Source organism: Deinococcus indicus, from assembly GCF_002198095.1.
Lineage (GTDB): Bacteria > Deinococcota > Deinococci > Deinococcales > Deinococcaceae > Deinococcus > Deinococcus caeni.
Window position 1 is genome coordinate 26,352 of record NZ_NHMK01000036.1, and the last position, 26,758, is coordinate 53,109.

Consider the following 26,758-nt stretch of genomic DNA (forward strand, 5'->3'; position numbering starts at 1 on the left):
CAGGCTAGCAGTCGGCCCGACCCGCGACGGGCAAGCCTGCGCGGCCACCGACACCCGCCCCCACCGTCCCGCAGGGCGCGGGGTCAGGGGGACGCAGGGGTCGGCTGCACCATCAGCGGCCCGCGCGGGCCGAGGGTCAGGCCCGGCAGCGGCGTGGGGTCGCCCCGCACGGCCCGCAGGGGCGGCAGCGCCCCCAGCGTGTCGTGAATCAGCATCTGCGCCAGATGCATCCCCAGGCACAGGCGCTCGCCGCCCCCGAACGGCAGGTACGCCCACGCCGGGGGCCGGGCGGCCCAGCGGCCCGGATCGAACTCGGCGGGGCGGTCCCACAGGGCCGGGTCACGGCCCGACAGGTACGGCGAGTACAGCGCCAGCGCCCCGCGCGGCAACCTCACCCCGTTCCAGTTCAGGTCGCGGCTCAGGCGGCGGCTGCCCATCCAGCCCGGCGGGAACAGCCGCAGCACCTCCTTCAGCACCGCCGCGTGATGCTCGGGCGCGTGCCACTGCGGATGCTGCGCCAGGAACCAGATCGCATACGCCAGCGCGTGCGTGGTCGTGTCGTGCGCCGCGGCCAGCGACACCCGCGCCTCCTCCAGCCCGCCCGGCAGCGGCGCCAGCACCGCCAGCAGGTCGTCGTGCCCCCGACCGGTCAGGCGCGCGTGCGCGAGGCGGCGCAGCTCGGCGTCCACCCGCGCGAACAGCAGCGGACGCGGAATCGCGGGCACCGGGAACGGGCGGCGCAGCGGCGCCAGGAACGCATGCAGCAGCCCGGCATCGAACTCTCCGCTGAAGTACGCGGCGTTCAGCAGCCGCAGTACCGCGCCGTCCGCCCAGGCCAGCGCATCGAACTCGCCGCCCGGCACGCCCGGCAGGGCCGCCCGCGTCCGCGCCTGCAACGCCAGCAGGTGCGCCCGCCCGAAGCCCGGATTCATCAGCGCGCGCCGCCCCGCGTGCCCCGGCGCGTCCGACAGGATCACCCCGCCCGACAGGTACGGCACGATCCGCGACAGGCTCCCCGCACTGCGGAACGTGCCCAGGTCCGTCAGCACCGCCCGGTTCCACGCCGCCCCCACCCCCACCACCGCCGGGAGGCCCAGCCGCAACCGGAACACGTCCACGCCCGCCGCGCGTGCCCGCGCCGCACCCTCCCCGATCAGGGGCAGAGGCGACAGCGCCCAGTCCTGCAGGTGCCCGTTCCCCGGACGGGTCGGCGGTTCGGGCAACGTGCTCAGAGCCCGAATGGCCAGACCTCCGTCCCGCGTGGGACCTGACGGCCGTCCAGGTCGTCGAAGGGCAGGCCCAGCAGCTGCCCGGCGCCGTTCCAGCCGCTCAGGACGCTCAGGGGTACGCCGCCGCCGGGGTGGACGGTGCCGCCCACCTGCACCAGATTCCGCGCGTGCGGCAGCGTCCAGCCGGGGCGCAGGCTGCCGCTCAGGCCGTGAGGGGCGCGGCCGTACAGTGCGCCGGCGCGGGCGGTGCGGGCGTACTCGGCGGGCGACAGCGCCTGCCATTCCTGCACGGGCAGCGGCCCACCCTCGCTGGCCCGCAGGCGGTCCTGGAGGCGTGCCAGCAGCCACGCGCCGTACTCGCGCGGGTCGCCGGCCACGGCGGGGTCCGGCGGGGCGTTCACGAGCAGGAAGGCGCGCGTGCCGTCCAGGTGCAGGTACAGCGTCGGGTCGCGCGGGAGGCGCCCGGCGCGGATGTCCCGCCACTCGCGGGCGTACTCGACCGGCCAGTAGATGTGGTGCGCCTGCCCCCGGTCCTCCGAGAGGCGCAGTTGCAGCGCGAAGCCGCTCACGCCGCGCGGGGTGGGTTTCTCGCTCTCGCCCAGCCAGGATAGCGTCAGGGCGCGGTCGGCGGCGCTGACCCAGGCGTCCGCCGCAAACGCCCCCTGGCTGGTGTGGGCGCCCAGCACCTGCCCCCCGTGCGTGCTGAGGCTGGTGACGCGCGTCCCGAACTCGAAGCGCACGCCGAGCGCCACCGCCTGCGCGTGCAGGGTGCGCGCCAGGTCCAGCAGGCCGCCGCGCAGGTGCCACACGCCGTATCCGAGTTCCACCCACGCGATGTTGTGCAGCACGGCGGGCGCGCGGTACGGGTCGGCGCCCAGGTACGTGGCGAAGCGCAGCCAGAACGGCGTCATGAACGGCCCCGAGCGCACCAGTCGCCGCAGCGGCACGAGCGGCGCGGCCCGGCGGCCCCGCGTCAGGGCGTAACGGGCCAGCCGGGCCGGGCCGGGCGGCGGCGTGAACAGGAACGTGTCCTGCGCGTCCAGGTACATGCGCCGCGACGAGGCCAGCAGCGCCCCGTAGCGCCGGCCCTCGGCGCGGGACAGTTGCGCCAGCGTGGAGTCCAGACTGCCCGCCACGTGCAGCGCCTCGGGCGCGAACACCCGGCCGTCCGTCCCGTGGTACGCAGTGGTGGGCCGCGCGGCCGTCAGGGTGGGCGTCGGCAGGTCCAGGCGGGCATGCAGCGCCCGGAACACCTGCGGCATGGTCACGACGGTCGGGCCGCTGGAGAACTCCGGGAAGCCCAGTGCCGCCTTCCCGCCGGGACCGTCCAGCGCGTCCAGCACCGTCACCCGCGCCCCGGCCCGCGCCAGTCGCAGGGCCGCCGCCAGCCCCGCGAAGCCCGCCCCGATCACCGCGACATGCCCCGGCTGCCGCCTCACGCCCCCACCCCCCGACCTGTGCTCACGCTGCCGAGCATAGAGCAGCGGACCCGGCCCGGAAGGTACGGGCGCCCCCCGGCCCTCAGCGGGCGCGGCTGACTGAGTACGCCAGCAGCGGCTCGCGGCTCAGGACCCGCCCGGCCCGCTCGACCCGCAACTCGCCGCCCGGAGCCCGCGCGGTGCCCACGACCAGCACGTAAGCGTACCCGCCCCGGTTCCAGCGGTACTCGTCCCGTTCCCCGCCCGTGGCGTGCGCGCCGCCCGTCAGCTGCACGCCCGGCGTGCCGTCGCGGTTGCGGCTGGCGTACGTGACCTTCCCAGCGGCCTCCCACACGGTCACGCTGTGCCGCGCGGTGGCCGCCACGACCGCCGCCTGTGGCACGTAGCGGCAGTTGAACGACCCGGCAGGCACGCGGAATTCATTCACGTGCGTCATGCGGTACGCGGGGTCCTGCACGTTCTGCACGTTGCTGCTGTGCACGAAGAACCCAGGGGCCGGGGCGCCGCTTCCCGCGAAGGTCAGCAGCGTGTACACCTGACCCGCCCCCGCGTCGTCCGCCCCGACCGTCACGGCCACCTGCGAGCGCACGCCGCCCACCCACTGCGTCAGCGTGCCCGGCCCGGCCCCCGTGCCCGACAGCGCCAGCACCCGCTCCGGCGTGTCGCACCAGAACCGCACCGGCTGCCACCCACCCGCCCCGACCTGCGCGAACGACGCCTCGGTGAACCCCGCCCCGGACGCCACGGGCAGGAACGACAGGAGCAGGGCAGCCCCCAGACGGACGCGGTGGGACGACATACCCCGAGCCTCCGCCCCACACCTGAGCAGTCCATGAAGCCCAGTCCGCCCGGCCTTCAGGAAAGTTCCCCTCTGCCCAGGGGGTGAGGGGTCACTGCCGGTCCTGCGTCACTGTCTGTACTCGCGGCCCTTCCAGGTGACGGTGCGGCGCAGGGCGCGGCGGTATACCGGCAGTGCCAGCAGCGGCGTGAGGGGTCCCAGCAGACCCTCGGCCAGGTCGGCGGGGGCGCGGCGACCGGCGACCACGCTGACCAGCGTGCGTTCCAGCAGCCCGGCCACGCGCAGGGCCGTCCAGCCGGGGCCGCGCAGCCAGGGGCGCAGCAGCCACGGCAGGGTGTACGCGCCCAGGTGCCCGGCGGCGGCCAGCAGCAGCAGCGGCCGCGAGTGAAAGTGCAGCGGCAGGACGTTCTTGCCGAAGCCCTCCACCGACTCCGGGTAGGTGCGGTACATGCGCACGCCGATGCACGCGCGGCCCAGCGCCGTGGACACCAGGAACCCCTGCGCGCCCAGGTGCTGCGCGAGGCGGGTGTCCTCCAGCACCTCGGCCCGGACGGGCACGTACCCGCCCACGCGGCTCAGCGCGGCGCGGCGGAACGCCATGACCTGCCCGTTGGCAATCGAGGTCATGGGGTGGCGCAGGCGCGTCAGCGGAAACGGGAAGTACGACAGCACCGCCGCGTCCACCAGCGGGGTCAGCAGGCGGGCGCCCAGGCCCGCGTTCGACTGCCGGGGCTGGATGCTCAGCAGGTCCGCGCCCGAACGGGTCAGCTCGCGCAGCAGGCCGCCCAGCGCGCCCGCGTGCCAGTCCACGTCCGCGTCCGTGAAGACCAGCACCTCACCACGCGCCGCGCGCAGCAGTTGCTGGCAGGCCCAGGGTTTCCCGTTCCAGCCGTCCGGTCTGGGCTCGCCCGTCAGGACCCGCGCGCCCAGGCGGCGGGCCACGTCGGCGGTTCCGTCGCGGCTGCCGTCGTCCAGCACCAGCACCTCGAAGGCGCCCTGGGCCAGCACGCCGGGCAGGGTGCGCGGCAGGTTGTGCGCCTCGTCCCGCGCCGGAATCAGGATGGACACGCGCGGACCCCCGCGCGGGGTGGGCGCGGGCCGCAGGCGCGGGAAGGTCACGGCGTTCACGGCCAGCACCGCCGCCTTGGTCGCCAGCCAGCCCAGCAGCAGCGCCTGCACGGGCCGCTGCGCCCGCTCCCACGCGGCAGCCCACTGAATCCTCATCCTCTGTCCCCGGTGATCCAGATCAGCAGTCTGGAGGGCAGGTCCACCCGCTCCGACCGGCTCGCGCGGCCCGGCACGGCCCGCAGGTACCCGGCAGGCGGGGCCTCCGGGTCGCTGTCCAGCAGGTCGGCGTCCAGCGCGGCCAGTTCGCGTTGCAGGGCGCCCTCCAGGTCTGGCCCCGCCACCGGGCACCCGAAGCGCACGAAGGCCTCGGGTGCCTGCGCACCGCGCATCACGACCCGCAGCGCCACCGGCACCAGCGGCATGCCCGCCGCGCCCGCGATCCACGCCGCGCCCGGCTGCATGGCCCGCAGCGGCCCGGCCGGCTGCACCGCGCCCTCCGGGAACACCACCAGCCACCCCACCCGCGCCCGGCGCACGCCCGCCCGGACCTCGTCTACGCGCACCGCGCCCACGCGCCGCAGGAACGGAAAGCGCGACAGCTGCCGCGCGCCCATCAGCACCGCGAACTCATCACCCGCCCACAGGGCCGCCTCGCGCAGCACGTACCCGTCCCACCAGGAATGATGGTTCGGCGCCAGGACCGCGCCACCCACCGGGACCGGACCGCGCACCCACACGCCGCCCAGGCCGGCGCGCACGCTGCGGCTCACGCTGCGCGACAGCAGCCACGTCGCCCAGGCGTGACGGTCCCCCCCAGCCTGCCCGGCCCCGGACCGGGTGGGTGCGGACCTATCCGGCACGCGTCACCGCACGCCGACCCGGCCGCAGCGCCCGCGCCAGCCCCAACCCCAGCCCCATGGCGGCCAGCGTCACCGCCGCCTCCGCGTAGCGGCCCACCAGCACCAGCCCGCCCGGCAGGAAGAACGCCTCGGTCGCGTACACCACCCGGAAATCCAGGCCCTCACCGGCGCGGCGCGCACCGGGCAGCAGACTCAGGGACGGCACGCGGCTGGGCGGCACGTTCCCGTCCACCCGCTCCAGCCAGCCGGGCAGCGCCCAGCCCACCCCGGCCCGCCCGAACAGCCCCGGCGCCAGCCCCGTGAACACCCACGACAGGCCCCATCCGACCGCCCACCAGCCCAGGAAGTTCTGCACCGGCGCGCCCGCCCACAGCGGAAGCGGGTCCGTCCACGTCCAGTACCCCTGCGCGGTCATCAGGGGTTCCAGGCCCACGTCCCACAGCATCATCAGCGCGCCCGCCAGCCACGGCCGCCCGCGCGACAGGCTCGTGGCCGTCAGCGTCAGCGCGAACCACCCCAGCGGCACGATCAACGGCACGGTCAGCAGCGTCGGGGCGGGCGCCCCCGCGTACGTGTACTCCCCGAACGGAATGCCCGTCCGGCTCCCCAGCAGTTCCACGCCCAGCCCCACCCCGAACGACACGACCAGCATCAGCGCCGCCCGCAGCCATCCCACGCGCTCCCACACGAACGCCAGCGCCGCCGCGCACAACGCCGCCGTACTCGCCAGCCCCAGCACCGGGAACCCCTCCGGCCACAGCGGCACCGGAATCTTCAGCGCCACGTACAGCGCCACCAGCGCCATCCAAGGCCGCGTCGCCGCCAGCAGCCCGGCCAGCCGCGCCCCCAGCACCTCCGGGAACTCCGCGCCCAGCGCGTCCCCCGCCAGCGCCAGCACGCCCGACAGAGGCAACCCCAGCGCAATCAACGCCCAGCCCACGGCGTTCCCGCCCATGACCAGCAGCGCCCCCAGAAACGCCACACCCAGCGCCGCGAACGCCAGCCCGGCACGCCACACGGTGGGGGAAAACCTCACGCCCGCACCGCCGCCAACGCCGCGAAGTACGTGCCGGTCGCCTCCGACACGTCACCCGGCAGGGCTGCCAGCGGCCACCAGCGCACCTGCGCCGCGTCATCCGAGGCGCACGGCTCCCCACCTGCAAAGTCGGCCGTGAATACGTGCGTTTCCCAGGCGACTACATTCCCGTCCAGGTACGTGTGCCGGTGCGGGAATATGCCCAGTGAGCGCAGCGCGCCCACGCTTAGGCCCGTCTCCTCCTGCAATTCCCGCCGCGCCGTGTCCTCCGGCGACTCCCCGGCGTCCGCGCCGCCGCCCGGCACGTCCCACAGGTCGTTATCGCCCCGGCGCACCAGCAGGACTGCCTCACTCCGGATAACGGCTACCCCTGCACCCACGCGGCGCCTCGGACGCAGCCCCCGCCACCAGCGCCGGATCACACGCGCCCCCGGCGAGATGGACGGAAGTGCAGAGAAACGGAAGTGCAGAGAAAGAGTGTCCATCCTCCATCCTCTATCAACCATCAACTCCCTCACCGCCACCGGCGTCTCGTCAGGTCTTTCACGAGGACCTGCGCGGCGTTGCGGCCCGACGCGCCCATGATGCCGCCGCCGGGGTGGGTGCTCGCGCCGGTCAGGTAGAGGCCCTGCACGCCGGGCCAGCGGTACTGGCTGGCTTTCATCCAGGGGCGGAAGGAGAACATCTGGTCGAAGCTCATTTCGAGGTGCATGACGTTCCCGCGGTGCAGGCCGAGGTTGGTTTCTAACCACTGCGGGGTCTGGACGAGTTCGCCGACGATGGTGTCGCGGGTGCCGGGCGCGTAGTGTTCGAAGGCGTTCAGGATGTTCTCGCGGGCCTCGGCCGTTCGGGTTTCCCAGGAGCCGCTGCTCAGTTCGTAGGGGTAGTACTGCGCCCAGAGCCACAGGGCCTCGCCGCCGGGCGGGGCGAGCGAGTCGTCCACGGCGCTGAAGCTCATGGCGATCAGGGGCGGGTCGCTGGTGGGTTCGCCCGCGAGGTACTCTCCGTAGCCTTTCATGAGCTGCTGTTCGTTCTTGATCAGCAGGCCCAGGCCGACGCGGCTGTCGGGTTCCCGGTGGTTGCGGTATTTGACCTTCTCGCTCAGGGCGAGGCGCAGGACCATGCCGAAGCCGTTGCCCACGCGGACCTGCCGGGCGGCGGCGGGTACATGCTCGTCCGGCAGGGCGCCCGCGGTGGTGAGGACGTGCGCACCGGACACGACGGCGCGGGCGGTGTACGTCTCGCCGTTCTCCAGCCGGATGCCCTGAGCCTTCCCATCCTTGACGAGGATGTCCTTCACGGGCGCGTTCACGAACACCTGCCCGCCATCGGATTCGATGGCGCGTTTCAGGGCTTTCGTCAGGCCGCCGCTGCCACCCTTGGGCCGCGCCACGCCGCCCTCGTGGTACAGCGGGTGCCACAGCAGAAACGGCGCACTCAGCGGGTCGCTGGGCGGCGGGCCGCTCTGCGCGGCCATCCACACCAGTGGGGCGCGGACCCGCTCGTCCGTGAAGTACTCCCGCGCCACGTCCCCGTACGGGCGCAGGATGCGCGGCAGTTGCTCCATCCAGTCCTTGCCCTTGCCGCTGGACACGACCATCTTGCCCATGTCCAGCGGTCCCGGCGCCGAATTGAACAGGTCCGCCACGGAGCGCGCGAACGGCGTCCAGTCGTCCAGGAATTTCGTGTACGCCTCGCCCTGACCGGGGAACAGTGCCTCCAGTTCCCGCGCCGTGCGCCCGGCGTCGCGGTGGATGAACCAGGGCGTCTCGCCGTCCGACGCGTGGAACATCGGGTCCACATCCAGGTAGTGCAGGCCGTGCCGGGTCAGTTCCAGTTCCCGCACCACGGGCGTCATGCGGATCAGGATGTGCGCGCTCCCGCCGTAATCGAAGCGGTACCCCGGCACGAGTTCCTCGGTGCTGACCGCCCCGCCCACGATGTGTCGCCGCTCGAACACGCCCACCTTCAGGCCCGCCTTCGCGGCGTACGCGGCCGTCACCAGCGCGTTGTGGCCCGCTCCCATCACGATCACGTCGAAATCCGGCATCACGCGCAGTCTGCCACGCCCGCGCCCCGGCAGAGCGTCACCCCGCACGCAGAAGCGGCCCGCCCACTCCCCCCGCCGCGGCCGGTGCATCATGGACCATGCCGCCCTTCCGCATCCGCCGCCTGGGACCCGGCGACGAGGCCGCCCTGGAACGCCTCGCGCACGACGAGACGGACTTCACGGACGAACCGCCCAGCCCGCCCCTGACCCTGGACGCCGCCCGCGCGTACCTGAACGACCCCGGCGTGTGGCACTGGCACGCCGAGGACGACAGCGGCGACCCGCTGGACGTGATGTTCGAGGAGATCGGCGTCCGCCAGTCCTGGCGGGGGCGCGGGGTGGGCCGCGCCCTGGTCGCGGCCCTGCACGCCCACATGCGCGAACAGGGCATTCGCAACGTGTGGGTGGCCGCCGACAGCGAGGAGGCGCAGGCGTTCTACCGCGCCTGCGGGTACGACACCGACGAGTTGCAGGGCGTGATCCTCAGCCGGACCCTGGACGGCTGAACCTGCGCGACAGAGGCAAGAGCAGACAGATAGTCTTCCATATTGACTTTATGTTGTATAAGTACAACAATACGTACCATGGTTGCCAAGTCCGCCGGGCGTTCCGCCGCCCTTACCCTTTACAACCGACTCCCTGTCCTGCGGGCCGAGCGGGGCCTGTCACGCCAGGATCTGGCTGCCGCTGTCGACGTGAACTACCAGACCATCGGCTACCTGGAACGCGGCGAATACGCGCCCAGCCTTGACCTCGCCTTCCGCCTCAGCGACTACTTCGGCCTGCCCATCGAGGCGATCTTCTCCCGCGCGCCCTTCACCCCCCTCAGCGAGAAAGTCTACGGAGGTTCAGCATGAACACCGTCATTCCCGTCCGCCCCCTGCCCACACAGGCCCGCCGTCGCCAGATCGTCACCGTGTATGCGGCCGGGCTGCTGACGGCCCTGACCGTATTTCTGCTGCGCCTGACCGGTTCGTTCGACGCGGCTTTCGACGCGGGGCGCGGACCCATACTGGCCACCCTGGCCCTGGCGACCGCTGCCATCCTTCTCGGAGTGGCGCACCTTGCCTTTCCGGATCGTCTGGGGCTGCCTCGTGCCGATGCTGCGTATCTGGATGAACGGCAGGCCTCGCGGATCGCGCAGGCGAACTCATTGGCCTACCGCTGGGTGGTCAAGGTACTCCTGTTCTGCGTGGTCCTCTTCGTCTTCTTCGGTCCCAGCCTCCCTGCTTTCGAACGACCGGATGGCCTTCAGGGTGTCGCGCTCCTGACTCTGCTGTTCATCCCTTTTCTTCCCACTGCAATTCTCGCCTGGACCGAGCCCGACACAGCCGAGTAAACCCAGTACGGGTCCGTATGGATCGGGTGAGAGTCTCCGGGAATGGAGTTGACAACCGCCTGCCTTTCCGGCTGGAGGCCGAAACAGACGGAATTCGTCCCAGCAGACAGAGGCGAGTAAGAGTGAGGGGGGTACGCTGTGACGCATGTTCGGTCGTCGCGTGCCCCCCCATATCGTGTTCGCCTCTAGCGTTGCGCTGGCCGCGTTGTGTGCGGTGCTGGCGTTCCTGGCCGCGCAGTCCCAGAGTTGGGTGTGGGTGGCGGTGGCGGCGGTGCTGGCCGTGTGGTTCGCGGTGGATGCGTTCCGGTCGTTCTCGTGGGTTCAGGAGAAGAAACGCCTGGATGCCGAGAAGGCCGCCCGGAACGGTCACCGCTGAGGGGCCGCCACCACCTTCTGCCTCACTGTGACTGCCCTGCGGTCGCGGTTTTCCTGATCCAGTAGCGCATGGGTTTGGGCGTTTCGTGGTCGTCGCCCAGATCCTTCCAGCTCAGGGTGGTGGTCAGGTCCGGGCGTTCGGTGTAGCCGCGCGCGGCCCAGAAGGCGTGGTGCGTGCGGTACGGGGTGGGCCGCGCCGGGTGGTTGTCCGGGCGCTGTACAGCGCAGAACGCGGTGGTGTGCAGGCCCAGGCGTGCGGCGTGCGCCTCGCGGTGGTCGAAGAAGGCGTGGCCCAGGCCGCGTCCGCGGTACTCGGCGGTCAGGACGCTCTCGCCCAGGTACAGCACGTCCTGCGGGTCGAATTCCGGGGCGTGCAGCGGCGCGCGGATGTCGTCGGTCTCCTGCGCGAGCGGCAGGGCGCTGCTGGCCCCGACGATGGTGTCGCCGTTGCGGGCCAGCACGATGATGGCGTCCGGGGCGTCCAGGTACGTCTGCAGGTAGCGTTCCTCGTAGGCGGGGTCGCCGTCGTACAGGTACGGGTACGCGCGGAACACCAGGGTTCGCAGGCGGGCCAGCGCGGGAATGAACGGGGCGAGGTCCGCGCCGCCGACGGTGGTGACGCTCAGGCTCAAGCGCTGCCCTGCTCGACCTGCCGGGTCCAGTCCGCGAGGTTGTAGTAGTTGGTGACGCGCGCGATCTTCCCGCCGCGCAGGTCGAAGAACGCCCCGACCGGCAGCACGTAGCGCTGCCCTTGCGCTTTGGGCAGGCCGGGGTCGGTTCTCAGGTACTCGCCGTGAATGACGAACTCGGCGCTGGCGCGCGTGCCGTCCGGGGTGGCCATGACGACCACGTCCTCGGCCCGCTCGCGGTAGTGGGCGTCCATCTTTGCTAGGAAGGCCCGGAACGCCTCCAGGCCGGTCTGGGTGTCGCCCTCGTTGATGTCGTGTCGCACGTCGTCGGTCAGCAGGGCCAGCATGCCCGCCGCGTCGCCGCGGTTGAAGGCGTCGTAGTAGGCCTGCACGAGCTGAACGGCTGTCTGGGTGGCGTCGGTCATGCCCGTCAGGATACGGCAGTCGCCCGGCCGGGCCGTCCGTGCGCGCGTCATGGAACGCCCAGGCTTCCCTCATGAGGCCCGGCCATGCTGCCCTGCGGGGAAATGTGCGGTCACGCGCGAGTATTTCTGCTACTTTAGGAACAATTTACCCACACCTGCCGCGCCCAGAACGCCCAGGGACGCTTTCAACGGAGGAGTCAACGCGTGAAATCAATCCGGTACATCGTTACCCGCCCCTGCCTGCAGGAAGGCAGCCTGCGCCTCCTCAAGTACCTGGAAAGCACCTTCCCGAACGCGGGACCGGCCGTACTGGTCGACGAGAAGGGCGAGGAGCACGCGGTGCAGGTGGACCTGGACCGCATGCGGGTGTGGGGGCTGGGCGGGCTGTACCACGCGCAGCACCTGGGCGTGAACGACGTGCTGATCCTCACGCTGCTCGCTCCGGGGCGCTATCAGGTCGAGACGGTCGTCAAGCCGCACGCGCCGCAGCCGCCGCCCCGCCGGGAGGTGCCGCGCGTCCCGGAGACGCGGCGCGTGGTGGTGTCGTCCACGCCGCACGTCCGGGAGGTCCGCCTGCAGGAGGTCCGTCCGGAAGCGCCGGCCACCCGTCCCCCTGAACCGCGCCCCGCCCAGGCTCCCGAGGCCCGCTCCTCCGAGGGCCGCGCCGCGCGTCAGCCCGAGCCGCGCGTGACCGAGGTGCGCGCCGCCGATGCTCGTTCCGCCGAGGTCACCCCGCAGCGGCCCGCGCCGGTCGCCCTGACCCCGGACCTGCCGGCCGCCGGAACGGGCGGAACGGCCGTCCCCGCCGGCGGGAGCAGCGCCGTGCGTCCCGTGGTGTCCGGACGCTCCGCCGCGCCGCTGCGGACGCTGGACGTGACCTTCGAGACGCCGGAACGCACTCCGCTGGCAGCCGGGCCGGTCGCCAGCGGCCCGGTCCTGTCCGCCGCGTCCCTGGACGCCGAGCCGCAACTCGCGGAACTCGCGCGCCTGACCGGCTACCGCCTGGAACACCTGGGCGGCGGCGTGCTGCGCCTGAACGCCGAACTCGGCACCCACGGGTACTCGGTGCTCGTGGCGACCAGCGAGGCCGCGCTTCAGACGCCCGCCTGGAAGGAGAACGCCGACTACTGCGTGCTGCTGACCACCGAGGACGGCCGCCCCGCGAACACGCCCTGCCTGACCCGCGAGGCGCTGACCGCGCTGATCGAGCACGCCCACCTCGCGCCGCTGTCCCCGGTGGACCTGCGCGGCTACTGGAAGGCCGGCAGCATCGACCTGGAGTCGGCGGCCAGCGTGGCGGAACTCGTCAGTTCCCACCTCGCGCAGCGCGGCGCGTTCAGCTTCGTGCTGCTCACGCTGTCGCAGCAGCCGGCGCACTCGGTGGTCAGCGTCCCGCGCCTCGCGGAGCGGCTGGGCAGCGGCGTGAACTACGCCGAGCTGGGCAGCATCCTCGACACCCTGACCCGCCCGCCGTTCCTGGCCCTGACACCGCTGCCCGGCGGGCAGTACCTGCTGCGCGTGGGCGTGCCGGACCTGCTGAACGAACTGGCCGAGTACGCCGACGGCGTGCGCCGCCGCGTGCGTCCCGCCGCGCGTGAGGCCGTGCCCGCCTGAGCGTCCCTGCCCCCGACGCGCCCCCCGGACCCTGACAGGCCGGGGGGCGCGTCCATCCAATGGGGGCCAGTGGGGGCCAGGGGGGGATGGTGTCCGCCGCGCCCGTCGCGTCCGGACGGGCGCCCTACACTGCCCCCGTGTCCCCGTCCGCCGCTGGCCCGTCTGTTGCGCCCCCGTCCGTTCCGGTCTCCCCGCTCCCGCTTCCGGAGCTGCGCGCGGCGCTGCTGGCGTGGTTCGACCGCACCGGCCGCTCCCTGCCCTGGCGGGCCGGCGCCGAGGGCGCGCGGGACCCCTACCGCGTGTGGGTGGCGGAAATCCTGCTCCAGCAGACGCAGGTGGCGCGTGGGCAGATCTACTATGACCGCTTTCTGACAGCCTTCCCGACCGTGCAGGCGCTGGCCGACGCGCCGCAGGAGGCGGTCCTGAAAGCCTGGGAGGGCTGCGGGTACTACGCCCGCGCCCGCAACCTGCACCGCGCCGCGCAGCAGGTCGCGCAGGACGGCTTCCCCGGCTCGTACGACGGGTGGCTGGCCCTGCCGGGCGTCGGGCCGTACACGGCGGCGGCCGTCAGCAGCCTCGCCCTGAACGAGGCGCGCGCCGTGAACGACGGCAACGTCCGCCGCGTCCTGGCCCGCCTGCACGCCGAACCGCAGCCCACGCCCGCCTGGGTGCAGGCCCGCGCGGACGCGCTGCTGGACCCGGCGCGGCCCGGCGCGTGGAACGAGGCGGTCATGGACCTGGGCGCCACGGTCTGCACGCCCGCCGCGCCCCGCTGCGACGCCTGCCCGCTGCGGGTGTGGTGCGCGGCGTTCGCGTCCGGCACGCCCGCGGCCTATCCGGCCCCGAAGGTCCGCGCCGCCGCGCAGGAGGTGACGGTCGTGGCGGTGCTGATCGGCACGCCGCACCGCGCGGTTCTGGAACGCCGCAGCGGCGCGCTGCTGGGCGGCCTGATGGGCCTGCCTGCCGAACCGCTCGCCGCCGGCGAGACCGTGCAGGACGCCCTGACGCGGCTGTGCGCCCGCCTGCCTGCCCGTCCCGGCGCGTTCCTGGGCCGCCTGACGCACGCCATGACGCACCGCCGCGTCACGCTGCACCTGCACGCCGCGCAGGCCGACCTGCCGCTCCGCATGGTGGCTGACGAAGCCCTGTCCCGGCTGGATCAGAAGGCGCTGGCCCTGGCCGCGCAGCCCGCCCTGCTGTAGCCCGCGCTGCTGTGACCGCCCCCACACGCGCGGCCGCCGCTTCGTCCGTTCGGGGGACGCGCCGCCCGCCCGCCGCGTTAGACTGGGCGCATGTCGTCCGAGCCGCTCAAAGTCGCAGTCCAGACCTTTCAGAAAACGCGGAATGCGACCCGCGGCGCCCTGCTGTGGGGCTATGAACAGCGTCTGGCCCGCGAGGTACGCGCCCACGGGCACCTGCCCCGCCACCTGGGCCTGATTCTCGACGGAAACCGCCGTTTCGCGCGCGCCAGCGGCCTGCAACGCGAGGTGGGGCACTCCATCGGGGCGGACAAGGCCCACGAGGTGCTGCAGTGGTGCCTGGAACTCGGGATTCCCGCCGCGACCATCTGGGTGCTGTCCACCGACAACAAGAGCCGCGACCCCTCTGAACTGGCGCACATCCTGGGCCTGCTGGAAAAGGAAGCCCGCAGCCTCGCTACCGACCCCCGCATTCACGCCAACCGCGTCCGGGTACGCGCCATCGGGCAGCACGACGGCTTTCCGCCGCAGGTGCTGGCCGCCCTGAAGGACCTGGAAGAGAAGACGGCTCACTACGACGGCATGCGCCTGAACATCGCCGTCGGGTACGGGGGCCGCGAGGAGATCGTGGACGCCGTCAAACGCCACCTGACCGCCCAGGCGCAGGCCGGGCAGACCCTGGCGCAGGCAGCCGCCGACCTCGGGCCCGACCACATCAGCGCGCACCTGTACGCCGCCGACATCCCGGACCCGGACTTCATCATCCGCACCAGCGGCGAGATCCGCCTGTCTGGATTCATGCTGTGGCAGAGCGTGTACTCCGAGTACTACTTCTGCGACGTGTACTGGCCCGGCTTCCGCCGCGTGGACTTCCTGCGCGCCCTGCGGGACTTCCAGGGCCGCGACCGCCGCTTCGGCCGCTGACGCGGGGCAGGACAGGCGGCGGGGTCAGGAGCGGTCAGTTCCTGACCCCGCCGCCGTGTCGGGCGGCCGGACACCGGCTCTTCATGAAGATGCCCCGCTGCCCCTGACTGGAGCGGTACCGCGCCGCTGCCCGACACCCCTGACGGGGGAGTGACGGGATGCGCTTGACCCGGCCGCCCTCGACTGGCAGGCGAGATTTCCTGATTTCGAGCGGTTTTTCACGTTCCTGGCAGCGGCGACCAAACGGCCGCGCAGTCCCGGATCGTCCAGCAGCGTCCGTGAGGCCCTCCAGACCTGTAAGCCGGTCGTAAGACCCACCTTCCTACGCTGCGGGCAGTTCCAGCCCCTGGTCTGCCCCAGGCAGTCCTTCCGCCCCCGCCAAGGAGATCGCATGAAGACCCGTACCCCCATCCTGCTCACCGCCCTGCTGGTCGGCACGGCCCTCGCGCAGGGCGCCGCGCCGCTCAGCCTGAACCTCAACATGTCCCTGGTGCGCAGCGTCAAGGTGGACGGCAAGGTGACCGAACAGTTCTCGCCCAGCCCCAGCAACGTCCAGCCCGGCGACCTGATCAGTCAGGTGGTCAACGTGCGCAACACCGGGAGCCGGTCCATCAAGAACGTGCCCGTCACGCTGCCTGTTCCCAAGAACACCGTCTACGTGGCCCCCGAGAAGGACATGAGCGTGGCCCGCACCGAGTACTCCATCGACGGCGGCAAGACCTTCGCGGCCGCTCCCCTGAAGAAGAAGGTCACCGTCACCGAGAACGGCAAGACGGTCACCCGCGAGGTCGAGGTCAAGCCCAACGAGTACAACGCCGTCCGCTGGACCATCACCGAAATCAACGCGAACCAGACCCTGAAACTCGGCTACCGCATTCAGGTCCGCTGAGACGCTGCCCCGCCCCCGAACACCGCGCCCCCCCTTTCCCCGGAGGAACACCATGAAACGTAGCACCCAACTGATCGCCCTGATGGCCGCCCTGGCCGCCGGTTCCGCCAGCGCCGCCGGCACCCTGGCCGGCACCACCATCGAGAACACCGCGACCGCCAGCTTCGAGGACCCCGCCAACGCCGGCTCCACCCTGAACAGCACCTCGAACACCGTGCAGACCGTCGTGCTGCCCAAGCCCGACTTCGACATCGTGTACACCACCAGCGGCATCGCCGACGGCAACACCCTGACCAGCACCCCGGTCGTCACCACCGGCGCAGTTCCCGGTCAGGTCATCGAGACGCCCTACTCGCTGGTCAACAAGGGCAACACGCCCCTGAACATCGTCGTGAACGCCGATACCACGGGCAGCGCGGCGGGCGCCACCGTCAGGTACTACCTCGTGAACACCGACGGCAGCCGCGGCGCCGAGATTCCGGCCGGATCGGCCGTTCCCGTCGCCGCTGACAACCCCGCCACGACCGGCGTGGACGAGGGCATCGTGAAGATCGTTCAGGTCATCACCCTGCCCACCGATCCGGCCCTGATCAGCCCCACCAGCGTGTTCGGTGCGTCCCCCGAAGGCACCGTTCTGGGCACGGCCGGCGCCGACCCCCTGGTCACCCCCGGCAACGGCTACGCCAGCGGCACCACCGTCCAGGAAGAGAACAAGGCGGTCAACACCGACCTGCAGTTCACGCGAGTCACGGTCTTCGCCCCCGCGCTGGACAACAACCCCAACACGAACCCCGGCACGCCTGTCGACAGCGCCGGTAACCCCCTGCCGCCGGCCAGCGTGCCGCCCGTCACCAGCGTGAACGTGCCCACCGAAGTGGTCGGCAAGCCGGGCGACAACACCCCGGTCGTCAGCGCGCCCGGTTACGTCACGCCCGCCCCCACCACGCCCCCCGCCACGCCCAGCCCCGTGCCCGGCGGCGCGACCGACCCGACCCCCGGCGGGACGCCCATCGCCACGAACGTGGCCGGTGACGAGCAGATCGCCTACCCGGCTGCCGACCTGAACGCCACGCCCGACCGGGTCGTGTTCACGAACACCCTGACCAACACCGGCGGCACGACCGACGTGGTGCAGCTGTTCCCGACGCTGGCTGACGGCACGCCCGACCCTGCCTACACCTTCGACCCGGCCACCGGCGTGTTCACGAACCCCACGACCGGCGTGACCATCCGCTTCCTGGATCCCGTGACGGGCGAGCCCATCAGGGTGTCCACCGATCCGAACAACCCGACGGTCGCGCAGTACCCCACCGTGACCGTCCCCAACGGCAGCACCGTGGTGTACCGCACCGAGGTCACGTACCCCGACGTGAACGATTCGGCCCCGATCGCCCCGGTCACCGTGCTGATCGGCGCGGACTCGCTGAAGGACGCCGACCTGGTGTCGAACAGCAACACCCGCAACACCATCCTGCCGCCCGCCGCGCAGTTCGGTGACGCCACCGGCGCCCAGGGTGCCGAGGCGACCCCCGCCCCGATCCAGACCGTGAACCCCAACGGACCGACCAGCGGCGCGACCAGCCCCGACTTCACCGACGCGACCGCCACCTTCCCGATGGACGTCGTGAACAACGGCCAGTACAACGACAGCTACACCCTGAGCGGCACGGTCACCCTGATCGACGCCGTGACCGGCAACCCCGTGATCGTCCCGGTCCTGTACTACGCGCCGGACGGCTCGCTGCTGCCCCGCGTCAGCAACGATACTGCCAGCCCCGACTACAACAAGTTCATCACGCCCGTCGTGGCGCCCGGCACCGAGTACAAGCCCGTGGCGGTCATCCAGGTGCCGGCTGGCACGCGCACCGGTGATTACACCGTCACGCAGAACGCTGTGGGGAACTACAGCACCATCCCCATGACCGACACGAACAACATCATCCGCGTGGCCCCCGCCGGGTCCGTGGCGGTGGCCAAGTTCGTCGCCAAGGCTGGCGTGGTCGCGGGCAGCAACCCCATCAACACCATTCCCAACCCCGCGGACTACACCGCGACCGGCGCGACCGGCGCCAGGCCCGGCGACAACATCAGCTACCGCATCATCGGGAAGAACACCTACAACACCAGTGTCAACGGCTTCTTCCTGAGCGACACCGTGCCCGCCAACACCACGCTGTTCAGCGTCGCCCTGACCCCCGCACCCAGCAAGACCATCTACCGTGTCGACGGCGGCGCCTGGAGTGCCGCGGCCCCCACCGGCCTGGCCGCCGGAACCAAGATCGACGTGGCAGTCGATGCCGACAACAACAACCTGCCTGACGCCCTGGCCCCCGGCGCCACCCTCAGCGCCGACTTCATCGTCACCGTCAACTGAGCTGACCCGGACGCGCCCTGCACTGACGCGGGGCGCGTCTGTCACACCAGCCGCACATTCCTTTCAGCTCGACCCAACAGCAGACCTGATATTGCATCCCTCCGCACATTTGAGTGCGCCGCCCTACCTTCCCGCGCCCTGCCCGCGCCCCAAAGGAGACCCCCGTGACCCGCTTCCCCCACACCACCACGATGCTGACCGCCCTGCTCGTCCTGGCCGCTCAGGCCGGCGCGGCCCGCACGCCGGCCGGGACCGAGATCACCAACCAGGCGCAGGCCGAGTTCGTGCCGCCCGCCGCGACCGACCCGGTGCGGGCCGTGTCGAACACCGTCGTGACGGTCGTGCAGGCCGTGTGTTCGGTCAGCGTCACCCCGGACGGCACGGTGCCCCAGCCCGGCCAGAGCGCCACGCTGCTGCCCGGTGAGCGCGCCGCGTTCGCGTACACGGTCGTGAACACCGGGAACACCACCGGGAACTTCCCGGTCCTGGCGCGCAGCGAGACCGAGAGCACCATCGCCCCGGCGCTGCGGGTCGTGCGCGACCTGAACGGCAACGGCCAGCCCGACACGAACGAACCCGAGGTCACGGAACTCACCCTGGCTCCCGACGACCGCGCAGCGCTGGTGCTGGTCGTGGACACCAGCGACGCGCAGGGCGACGCCTACGTGAACCTGATCGCCAGCTGCGCCGGCGGGCAGAACGCCGACAGCAACAACGTCAGCCGCGTGCGCGTCGGGCCGCCCCCGGTGCTGGGCGTGCAGAAGTCCTTCACGCCCGCCCTGGTGCGGCCCGGCACCGAGACGACCGTGACGGTCAGCACCAGCAACACCGGCCAGGGCGAGAGCCGCGAGGTGATCCTGACCGACCTGCTGAGCGACCAGATCGCGCAGGGCCTGACCTTCGTGCCCGGCAGCGCGCGCACGAACACCGGCACGCTGGAGTACACCCAGGACGGCGTGAACTGGACGGCCGCCGAGATCAGCCCGGTCCGGGGCGTGCGGGTGCGCGCCGCGAGCCTCGCGCCCGGCGCGACCATCACCCTGACCTTCCGCATGCTGGCCGGCGCGGAGGCCGAGAACCGCGTCATTCCGAACACCGCGACCGCGCAGACGGGCGGACGCAGCGTGAGCGGCAGCGCCAGCGCCGACGTGCGCTACCTGCCGGCCGTGGCGATCGGCCCGGTCGGCGTGCCCGAAGCGCCGGAGGGAACGCCCGCCGACACGCAGAGCCGTCCGTTCGCGGTGGTGGGGCAGCAGGTGTGCTTCGACCACACCGTGAAGAACACCGGGGACGTGCGCGACAACTTCCGCGTCACGGTCACGTACCCGGTGGGTGGCGCGACCAGCGTGCTGTACGGCGAGAACGGCCAGCCGCTCGCGCAGCCGCTGACGCTGGACCCCGGCCAGACGGCGTTCGTGCGTATCTGCTACGACGCCCCGCAGGCCGGGCCGCTCGAGGCGCTGATCACCGTGAACGGCGACCGGGGCACCAGCAACACCACCCGCGACCTCGTGGGGAACGTTGAGGCGACCTTCCCGGAACTGGCGAAGTCCTTCACGGCCACCACGCAGGGTGACGCCGGGCAGACCGTGACCATCCCGGCCGGCGGGACCGTCGCGGCCGGCGACACCATCACGTACACCCTGACCGTCCGCAACCCCTACACCCGCCCCCTGACGAACGCGGTCGTGACCGATCCCATCCCGGCGCACGTGGACTTCGTCAGCGCCAGTGCCGGCGGGGTCCTGGGCGGGCAGCCCGGCGCGCAGACTGTCACCTGGAACCTGGGCACCCTGGCGCCCGGCGAGACGCGCACCCTGACCATCACCACCCAGGTCAGCACCCGCGCGCGGGACGGCGAGTCCCTGAACAACGTCTTCAACCTCGTCACGACCGAACTGAGCACCCCCATGCCCAGCAACGAGGTCCGCACGCCCGTCTGGACGGCCAAACTGGTCATCCTGAAGAGCGTCAGCGCCCCGGAAGCCACCTACGGCGACCGCCTGACGTACACCCTGAAGATCACAAACGAGTCGGCCACGACCGCCATCACCGACGCCGTCGTGACCGACACGCCCGCCCGCGGCCTGGAGTACATTCCCGGCACGAGCACCCTGGCCGGGCAGCCGCTCGCGGACCCGTCCATCAACGGGGGCGTCCTGACCTGGAACGCGGGGACCATCCCGGCGCGCGGCACCATCACCATCACGTACCAGACCCGCGTGACGCCCGAGGCGACCGGCGACCTCGTGAACACCGTGCAGGTCAGCGGGACCGGCGCCGGCGGCGTGGCCCGCGCCATCGCCAGCAACCGCGCGGTCGCCACCACGAAACTCAACCCGCTGAAGTTCGCGCCCATCGCGGACATCGTGGGCACGGTGTTCGTGGACCGCAACCGCAACGGCCTGTTCGACCCGCTGCTGGACACCCCGGTCGAGCGGGCGCGCGTGCTGCTGGCCGGCGGGCGGCAGGTTGTGACAGATCCGAAAGGCCGCTACTCGTTCCCGAACGTGCCCATGGGCACCCACGCCCTGCGCCTGGACCCGAACACCACCCCGTACCCCCCGCTGAAGCTGCCGCAGGAGGGCGGCCTCAGCGGCACGCAGACCGTGCACGTGCGCGGCCTGACCAGCGTGGACTTCCCGCTGGCACCGCTGGGAGGCGACATTGCCGCGCTGCGCCGCACGACCCTCACGGTGGGCGACGTGACCCTGAACAAGGCCGTGTACGCCACCGAGGGCGGGTACGTGGTCATCCTGACCCTGAACACCCCACGCGCCCTGGACGGCGTGACGCTGCTCGACCCGCTCCCCGAGGGCGCCGTTCTGAAAGAAGGCGGACATACTTACTCCGGTAGCCTCGCAGCAGGTGAAAGGACTTTCACCTACCGCTTTGACTGGAAGGGCGAGCCCCGCGCCGCCACCACCGACCCGGTCCTGAGCTGGAGGTACTGAACGTGCAACCCGACTTCAAGCGACTCGCCACTGCGCTCACGGCCCTCCTGGCCGTCAGCACCGGTGCCGGCGCACAGGAAATCAGCACCAGCCTGCCCCTGACCACCGTCGGGGACCAGCTCACCTGGTCGGTCGGCGATCAGGACCTCGCGCTGGACGTTCCCATCGAGGGCGCCGTGCGCCTGGAACTGTACAGCCCCCGCGTCGACCAGAGCGACTACCGCAGCGACACCTACTACGGCGACGAGCAGTACGACGCCAACCGCAGCGACGTCACCACCACCTTCACCCTGACCGGCAGCGACGGCCAGGTCGTCCTGACCCGCACCTTCACGCCCGGCGCGCACGACTGGGAAACCCTGTTCGACCAGACCCTCCCCGCCGGCCGTTACCGCCTGAAAGCCGTGACGCAGGGCAACGGCAAGAACACCTTCGCCATCCGCCTCGCGGGGATTAGCGCGTCCGTCAGCGCCGACCGCCTGAACGTGAACGTCCACTCCCAGGACTGGGTGCCGGCCGTGAACGTCAGCAGCGACGGCCAGAACCACGTGCTGCGCATGTACGACGGCGACGGCCCCCAGGAACTGCAGGCCCGCCTGCGCGACGAGCAGGGCAACGTCACGCCCCTGACCGTCAGCGCCGACCTGGGCTTCACGGACCTCGCGCTGCCCGCCCGCGCCGGCAACTACACCGTCGAACTGCGGCAGCCGGCCACGGCCCGCCAGTTCAGCAACACGGTCGGGTTCAGCCTGACCCGCGCCGGCACGCCCGAACCCATCACCATCAGCCGCGTCGACCAGACCGGCCTGCTGCGCGTCACCGCCGAACTGGTCCTGCCCGGCAGCGTCACTCCCACCACGATCGACGCGCTGGTCGGCAAGTCCACCGTCACGGTCGGCGGCACCTTCTCGCAGCGCGTCGCGCCCGGCACGTACGCCGTGGTGCCGAACCCCGTTCCCGGCGCGGACGTCGCCGTGGACACCAGCAGCGTCAACGTGCCCCGCAACGGGCAGGGCGAGGCCCGCATCCAGGTGCGCCCCACCGCCAGCCTGACCCTGAACAGCGACAAGCTCGACGTCTGCGTGGGCGACACCGTCACCCTGACCGCCCGCGCCGCCACCGCCTACGCCGGCGAGCTGCCCCTGGACCTGACGCTCGACACGCCGGGCCTGGACATCCAGGGCCTGAACAGCGTGCAGGGCACCCTGAGCGCCGCGCGTCCCGGCGAACTGCGCGTCACCGGCACCGCCACCCGGAGCGGCCCGCTGACCGTCACCGCCCGCCTCGCCCCGTGGGGACAGGAGCAGCGCGTCACGCTGAACGTCCTGGCCGACAGCACCGCCCTGCAACTGGGCCGCGACGCCCTGCCGGACGCCACCCAGGGCGACGAGGTCACCGTCACGCTGCGCGTCACGAACACCTCGGCGCGGCCCGTGCCGTACCTGCTGCTCGACACGCCCGGCAGCGGCCTGGAAGCGCTGGAATCCACCAGCTTCACCGGCACCCTCGCCGCCGGCGAGACCCGCAGCCTGAGCTACCGCGCCCGCGTGACCGCCACCGGCACCCTCGACCTGAACGCCAGCCTGCGCACCCCGGACTGCGCCGTCACGCAGACCGCCGCCGGGCAGCTGAGCGCCCGCCCCGTCCCGGCCGCCGAGGCGCCCACGCAGCGCCGCTCCAGCAACGTCACCCTGCCCTTCGACGCCCCCCGCCAGGCGACCGAACTGATCGTCACGCACCGCACCCCGGCCGGCGCGACCCTGGTGCCCGGCAGCAGCCGCCTGGACGGCCAGCCGATCCCCGACCCCGTCCGCGGCCCCAGCGGCACGCTGTACTGGGTGCTGCCCGAACCCGCCAGCAGCCCCGCCACCGCCAGCGGAGCCGCCCTGCGCGGCGCCGTCACCTACGACCTGCTGCACGAGGGACCGCTCCCCACCCTGGACGCCCCGGCCCTGCTGGCCCGCTTCCGGGGAGAACGCAGCGAGAACCTCGAGGGCCGCGTCGACCTGAACGACCTGAACGCCGCCCAGAGCGTCACCGCGCCCGCCGCGACCGTCACCGAGAACGCCGGCGCCATCAAGTTCCCGCTGAACGGCTCGCAGGTCCGCATCCGCGACCGCATTAGCGTCGTGGTCGAGGTGCCGGCCGACCAGACCGCCCGCCTGAGCGTGAACGGCACGCCCGTCCCGGACGACCAGATCGGCGAGGTCACCACCGACGCCGAACGCGGCACCCGCCGCGTCACCTACGTCGGCGTGCCCCTGCGGACCGGCGCGAACACCCTCCAGTACGGCCAGGACAGCGTCCAGGTGCAACTGGTCGGCGCGACCGCCCGCGTGGAAGTCCTGCCCGGCGACCTGATCGCCGACGGCAGCACCCCCCTGCGCCTGCGCCTGCGCGCCCTGGACGCCAGCGGCAACCTGACCACCCAGTCCACCCTGACGCTGCGCAGCAACCTGGAGCCGCGCACCCCGGACCAGAACCCCACCGAGGCCGACTACCAGATCACCCTGGTGGACGGCGAGGGCGAACTCGTCCTGAACCCCCAGTCGTCCCCCACTACCCTGAAACTCGGCGTGCTGGTCGGCCAGGAAGTGCGCCCCTACACCTTCGAGGTCCGACCCGACAGCAGCCGCGTCGGCGTCGGCGTGGTCAGCGCCACCCTCGGCCTGGACGGCAACCTGAACCTCCGCGACGACCTGACCTGGACCGCCCGCGCCTCTTACGAAGGACCGCTGGCCGGCGGGAAACTGTACGTCGCCGCCGACAAGGACGGCCTGCCCACCGACCGTAACACCCTCAAGCGCTTCAGCGTGTACGGCGACAGCAGCACCGAGAGCGTGCCCCTGCAGGGCATCGACCCGGTCGCGCTCAGCTACGACCACCCCGCCCTGCGCGCCGAGTACCGCCAGACCAGCCTGCCCATCGACGTCCTGCCGGTCGGCGAGCAACTGACCGCCCTGACCGTCACCAGCAAGAGCAACCCCCAGGTGTCCGCCTTCGCCGCGCTCGTCCCGGACGCCCGCGTCAGCGAACAGCGCCTGACCCCCGAAGACACCCGCCTGCTGCGCCTGAACAACCCCAGCCCCGTCACCGAAGGCAGCGAAACCCTCGAACTGCTCACCCTGGAACGCGACACCAGCAAGGAACTGCGCCGCGTCACCCTGACCCGCAACGTCGACTACATCCTCGACTACCGCACCGGCATCATCACCCTCGCCCGCGCCCTGGACCGCACGGACACGCAACTGAACGACCAGATCGTCCTGGCCAGCTACCGCCTCAGCGACCCCATGACCCAGCGCCGCGCCGCGTTCGGCGCGCAGGTCAAGTACACCGGCCAGAACTACACGGTCGGCGCGGCCGCCATCAGCCTCGACCAGACCGTCACGACCGGCGCCCGCGCCACCTACGACAACGGCACCACTCGCGCCGACGGCCTGCTCGCCTACTCCGGCGGATTCCAGGCCAGCGCCGACCTCAGCACCACCCTCGGCCAGAACACCATCCAGGCGCGCGTGCGCTACCAGGACGGCACGTACAGCGGCCTCGCGCCCTTCACGCCCGGCCTGACCACCAGCGCCAGCATCGACAGCCGCCTCACCCGCAACCTCAGCAGCAGCGTCCAGGCCGAATACCACAACACCCTGGGCACCGCCGCCACCGACACCAGCGGCGGCAGCGTCACCGGCCGCGCCGACTACCGCCTCGCGCCGTTCAGCGTCGGCGCCGGCCTCAAGTACGCCTTCGGGGACCAGTACGGCGTCGGAGCGGTCGTCAGCGCCGGCTACCACCAGAAACCCCTCGATGTGGACATCACCCACACCCAGCCGCTCACCGGCAACCTCGACCCCACCACCACCATCACCACCCGCTACGCCATCACCGACGCCGTCAGCGTCGGCCTGAGCGACCAGATCAACTGGAACAAGGGCCACACCGCCGCCCTGACCCTCGACAGCCGCCTCGGCAACACCAACTACCAGGTCGCGTACGACCTCCCGAACGCCGGCGGCCAGGGCAACCGCGCCCGCTTCGGCGTCACCACCACCCTCCCCCTCACCGACCGCCTGACCGCCGGTCTGCGCGGCAACGCCACCTACAACATCAACACCGCCCAGACCGAACTGGGCGCCGGCGCCGACCTGCGCTACGGCACCGACCGCGTCACCGCCACCGCCGGTACCGACCTCACCCACACCGCCCGCGGCTTCGGCGTCGTCCTGCGCACCGGCATCACCGGCAGCCTCAGCGACCACCTGAGCCTCACCGCCGACGGCCTGATGGAATTCGGCGCCGGCAAGAACGGCCAGCGCGCCGCCATCGGCTACGCCTACCGCAACCGCACCTTCAACTCGCTGGGCACCGTCCGCTACGTCAACGGCACCCTCGCCGGGGGCCAGCCCGAACTGAGCAGCAACTTCGCCGCCGAGTACCGCCAGCCCACCTGGGCCGTCCGCGCCGGACTGGACACCCGCACCCTCCTGAACGACCCCGGCAGCTTCACCGCGCAGTTCGGCGCCAGCAGCACCTACTACGTCACCGAGCGCTTCGGCGTGGGCATCTGGGGCCGCGCCATCACCCAGCCCGCCAGCCAGACCACCCAGTACGGCTACGGACTCGAAGCGTCCGTCCGCGCCCTGCCCGGCACCTGGATCACCGCCGGCTACAACCCCGCCGGATTCACCGGCATCGGCACCACCTACACCAAGCAGGGCGCTTACCTGCGCCTGGACCTGACCATCGACGAAACCCTCGGCCAGAACAGGTAACCCGCACCCACCCGGTGGGGGAGAGGCGGCCCGCCCGGCCGTACTCTCCCTCTGTTTTTCTTCATGAGGACGCAGTTTTCCCCGACCTTTGTAAGGCCGTCGCAAGAAGTCACGCACGACAATTTCACGAAATGACCCGCCCCCCACCCCACCCGGAAAGCGAGGACCACACATGACCGCACCCCCCAGATTCCTGCGTCACCTTTTACTGGTCGCGACCGCCATCTGCTCAACCGTGGCCGGCGCGTACCAGATTAACGGCAGCTTTTCCGGACCGGGAGGTGTCAATAACGCCAACACGGCGGGGCCAGTCTCAGCGGGGTACGTGTCCGGACTGACAGTCACAGGTCAGACCAGTAACATCAATACGTCGTTCTTTTACGGCACGGCAACCGAACTCATCTCGGCAACACGTCTGAATACTCTGGGTAACCCGCCGGCCGCAGCCTACGCGCCAGGAGTGTCGTTGACAACGCCTGCCCTGGAATTTGACGTCGAATCAACCGGCTGTTCTACGGGGGCCCTGAATGTCGACGTGCCGTGTAACAGGGGCAGCGTCACCTTCACTTTCAGCCGCCCGGTGACGAACCCGATCATGCACGTTTCGGGTATCGGCGGTACATCCAGTGGCGGAACCAACGGCAGTGTGTACGATAACCGCGCCCGTGCCAGATTCAATGTGGCGACCCCTGGCGTCTCCCTGTCGGCGGCCGGTACCCCTACCAACCTCGCCGTGACGGCAACGACCCTCACGACGGCCTCCAATAATCCCAGCACAAATTG

21 protein-coding genes are annotated in these 26,758 nt (G+C 71.7%); 11 read left to right on the forward strand and 10 right to left on the reverse strand.

The annotated features are described in order from the left end of the window. Nucleotides 1-83 precede the first annotated feature (83 nt). The 8 genes from CBQ26_RS20120 to CBQ26_RS20155 form a co-directional block, all read right to left on the reverse strand. Complete coding sequence (locus CBQ26_RS20120; protein ID WP_280522613.1) at nucleotides 84-1,223, reverse strand: cytochrome P450; 1,140 nt, start codon at nucleotides 1,221-1,223, stop codon at nucleotides 84-86. 5 nt (nucleotides 1,224-1,228) lie between these two features. Next, on the reverse strand, nucleotides 1,229-2,668 hold the full coding sequence (locus CBQ26_RS20125; protein ID WP_172418187.1) for a phytoene desaturase family protein: 1,440 nt from the start codon (nucleotides 2,666-2,668) through the stop codon (nucleotides 1,229-1,231). 82 nt (nucleotides 2,669-2,750) lie between these two features. Then, nucleotides 2,751-3,467 (reverse strand): hypothetical protein, encoded by a 717-nt coding sequence (locus CBQ26_RS20130; RefSeq protein ID WP_088250391.1) that lies wholly within the window; start codon nucleotides 3,465-3,467, stop codon nucleotides 2,751-2,753. Nucleotides 3,468-3,575: 108 nt separating this feature from the next. Then, a complete protein-coding gene (locus tag CBQ26_RS20135; RefSeq protein ID WP_088250392.1) occupies nucleotides 3,576-4,691 on the reverse strand; it encodes a glycosyltransferase family 2 protein in 1,116 nt (371 codons plus the stop codon). Continuing rightward, entirely contained in the window at nucleotides 4,688-5,395 is a 708-nt protein-coding gene (locus CBQ26_RS20140; protein ID WP_308430636.1) for a 1-acyl-sn-glycerol-3-phosphate acyltransferase, read from the reverse strand. The genes CBQ26_RS20135 and CBQ26_RS20140 overlap by 4 nt, the downstream gene beginning before the upstream one ends. Next, nucleotides 5,385-6,431, reverse strand: coding sequence for a carotenoid biosynthesis protein (locus CBQ26_RS20145; RefSeq protein ID WP_229844359.1), 1,047 nt, complete (start codon nucleotides 6,429-6,431; stop codon nucleotides 5,385-5,387). The genes CBQ26_RS20140 and CBQ26_RS20145 overlap by 11 nt, the downstream gene beginning before the upstream one ends. Then, the gene (locus CBQ26_RS20150; RefSeq protein ID WP_342351790.1) at nucleotides 6,428-6,853 is read right to left on the reverse strand and encodes an NUDIX domain-containing protein; all 426 of its coding nucleotides are present in this window, start codon (nucleotides 6,851-6,853) and stop codon (nucleotides 6,428-6,430) included. The genes CBQ26_RS20145 and CBQ26_RS20150 overlap by 4 nt, the downstream gene beginning before the upstream one ends. Nucleotides 6,854-6,945: 92 nt before the next feature. Continuing rightward, nucleotides 6,946-8,481 (reverse strand): phytoene desaturase family protein, encoded by a 1,536-nt coding sequence (locus CBQ26_RS20155; protein ID WP_088250394.1) that lies wholly within the window; start codon nucleotides 8,479-8,481, stop codon nucleotides 6,946-6,948. 98 nt (nucleotides 8,482-8,579) lie between these two features. Between CBQ26_RS20155 and CBQ26_RS20160 the strand changes: the two genes are divergently transcribed. The 4 genes from CBQ26_RS20160 (at nucleotide 8,580) to CBQ26_RS20175 (ending at nucleotide 10,196) form a co-directional block, all read left to right on the forward strand. Next, a complete protein-coding gene (locus CBQ26_RS20160; RefSeq protein WP_088250395.1) occupies nucleotides 8,580-8,987 on the forward strand; it encodes a GNAT family N-acetyltransferase in 408 nt (135 codons plus the stop codon). A gap of 78 nt (nucleotides 8,988-9,065) precedes the next feature. After that, the gene (locus tag CBQ26_RS20165; RefSeq protein WP_088250396.1) at nucleotides 9,066-9,338 is read left to right on the forward strand and encodes a helix-turn-helix transcriptional regulator; all 273 of its coding nucleotides are present in this window, start codon (nucleotides 9,066-9,068) and stop codon (nucleotides 9,336-9,338) included. Then, nucleotides 9,335-9,820, forward strand: a complete 486-nt coding sequence (locus CBQ26_RS20170; protein ID WP_088250397.1) for a hypothetical protein — start codon at nucleotides 9,335-9,337, stop codon at nucleotides 9,818-9,820. The genes CBQ26_RS20165 and CBQ26_RS20170 overlap by 4 nt, the downstream gene beginning before the upstream one ends. Before the next feature lie 145 nt (nucleotides 9,821-9,965). After that, complete coding sequence (locus tag CBQ26_RS20175; RefSeq protein WP_088250398.1) at nucleotides 9,966-10,196, forward strand: hypothetical protein; 231 nt, start codon at nucleotides 9,966-9,968, stop codon at nucleotides 10,194-10,196. 22 nt (nucleotides 10,197-10,218) lie between these two features. Here CBQ26_RS20175 and CBQ26_RS20180 read toward each other — a convergent pair whose 3' ends face one another. Both CBQ26_RS20180 and CBQ26_RS20185 read right to left on the reverse strand, forming a co-directional pair. Then, nucleotides 10,219-10,827, reverse strand: coding sequence for a GNAT family N-acetyltransferase (locus tag CBQ26_RS20180; protein WP_088250399.1), 609 nt, complete (start codon nucleotides 10,825-10,827; stop codon nucleotides 10,219-10,221). Next, on the reverse strand, nucleotides 10,824-11,249 hold the full coding sequence (locus tag CBQ26_RS20185; protein ID WP_088250400.1) for a ketosteroid isomerase-related protein: 426 nt from the start codon (nucleotides 11,247-11,249) through the stop codon (nucleotides 10,824-10,826). Before CBQ26_RS20185 ends, CBQ26_RS20180 begins: the two co-directional genes overlap by 4 nt. Before the next feature lie 204 nt (nucleotides 11,250-11,453). On the opposite strand from CBQ26_RS20185, the gene CBQ26_RS20190 reads away from it, so the two are divergent. From CBQ26_RS20190 to CBQ26_RS20220, 7 genes are all read left to right on the forward strand, one after another. Further along, entirely contained in the window at nucleotides 11,454-12,863 is a 1,410-nt protein-coding gene (locus CBQ26_RS20190; protein WP_308430637.1) for a hypothetical protein, read from the forward strand. Nucleotides 12,864-13,000: 137 nt separating this feature from the next. Continuing rightward, nucleotides 13,001-14,065: an A/G-specific adenine glycosylase gene (gene mutY, locus CBQ26_RS20195; protein WP_229844361.1), complete on the forward strand. Its 1,065-nt coding sequence runs from the start codon at nucleotides 13,001-13,003 to the stop codon at nucleotides 14,063-14,065. Between the two features lie 90 nt (nucleotides 14,066-14,155). Further along, the gene (locus CBQ26_RS20200) at nucleotides 14,156-14,986 is read left to right on the forward strand and encodes an isoprenyl transferase (RefSeq protein WP_088250402.1); all 831 of its coding nucleotides are present in this window, start codon (nucleotides 14,156-14,158) and stop codon (nucleotides 14,984-14,986) included. Between the two features lie 391 nt (nucleotides 14,987-15,377). Then, complete coding sequence (locus tag CBQ26_RS20205) at nucleotides 15,378-15,875, forward strand: hypothetical protein (protein ID WP_088250403.1); 498 nt, start codon at nucleotides 15,378-15,380, stop codon at nucleotides 15,873-15,875. 52 nt (nucleotides 15,876-15,927) lie between these two features. Beyond that, complete coding sequence (locus CBQ26_RS20210; protein ID WP_088250404.1) at nucleotides 15,928-18,249, forward strand: DUF11 domain-containing protein; 2,322 nt, start codon at nucleotides 15,928-15,930, stop codon at nucleotides 18,247-18,249. Between the two features lie 164 nt (nucleotides 18,250-18,413). Continuing rightward, the gene (locus CBQ26_RS20215) at nucleotides 18,414-21,203 is read left to right on the forward strand and encodes a DUF11 domain-containing protein (RefSeq protein WP_308430639.1); all 2,790 of its coding nucleotides are present in this window, start codon (nucleotides 18,414-18,416) and stop codon (nucleotides 21,201-21,203) included. Nucleotides 21,204-21,205: 2 nt separating this feature from the next. Next, nucleotides 21,206-25,975, forward strand: coding sequence for a DUF11 domain-containing protein (locus tag CBQ26_RS20220; RefSeq protein WP_088250405.1), 4,770 nt, complete (start codon nucleotides 21,206-21,208; stop codon nucleotides 25,973-25,975). The last annotated feature ends 783 nt before the right edge of the window (nucleotides 25,976-26,758 follow it).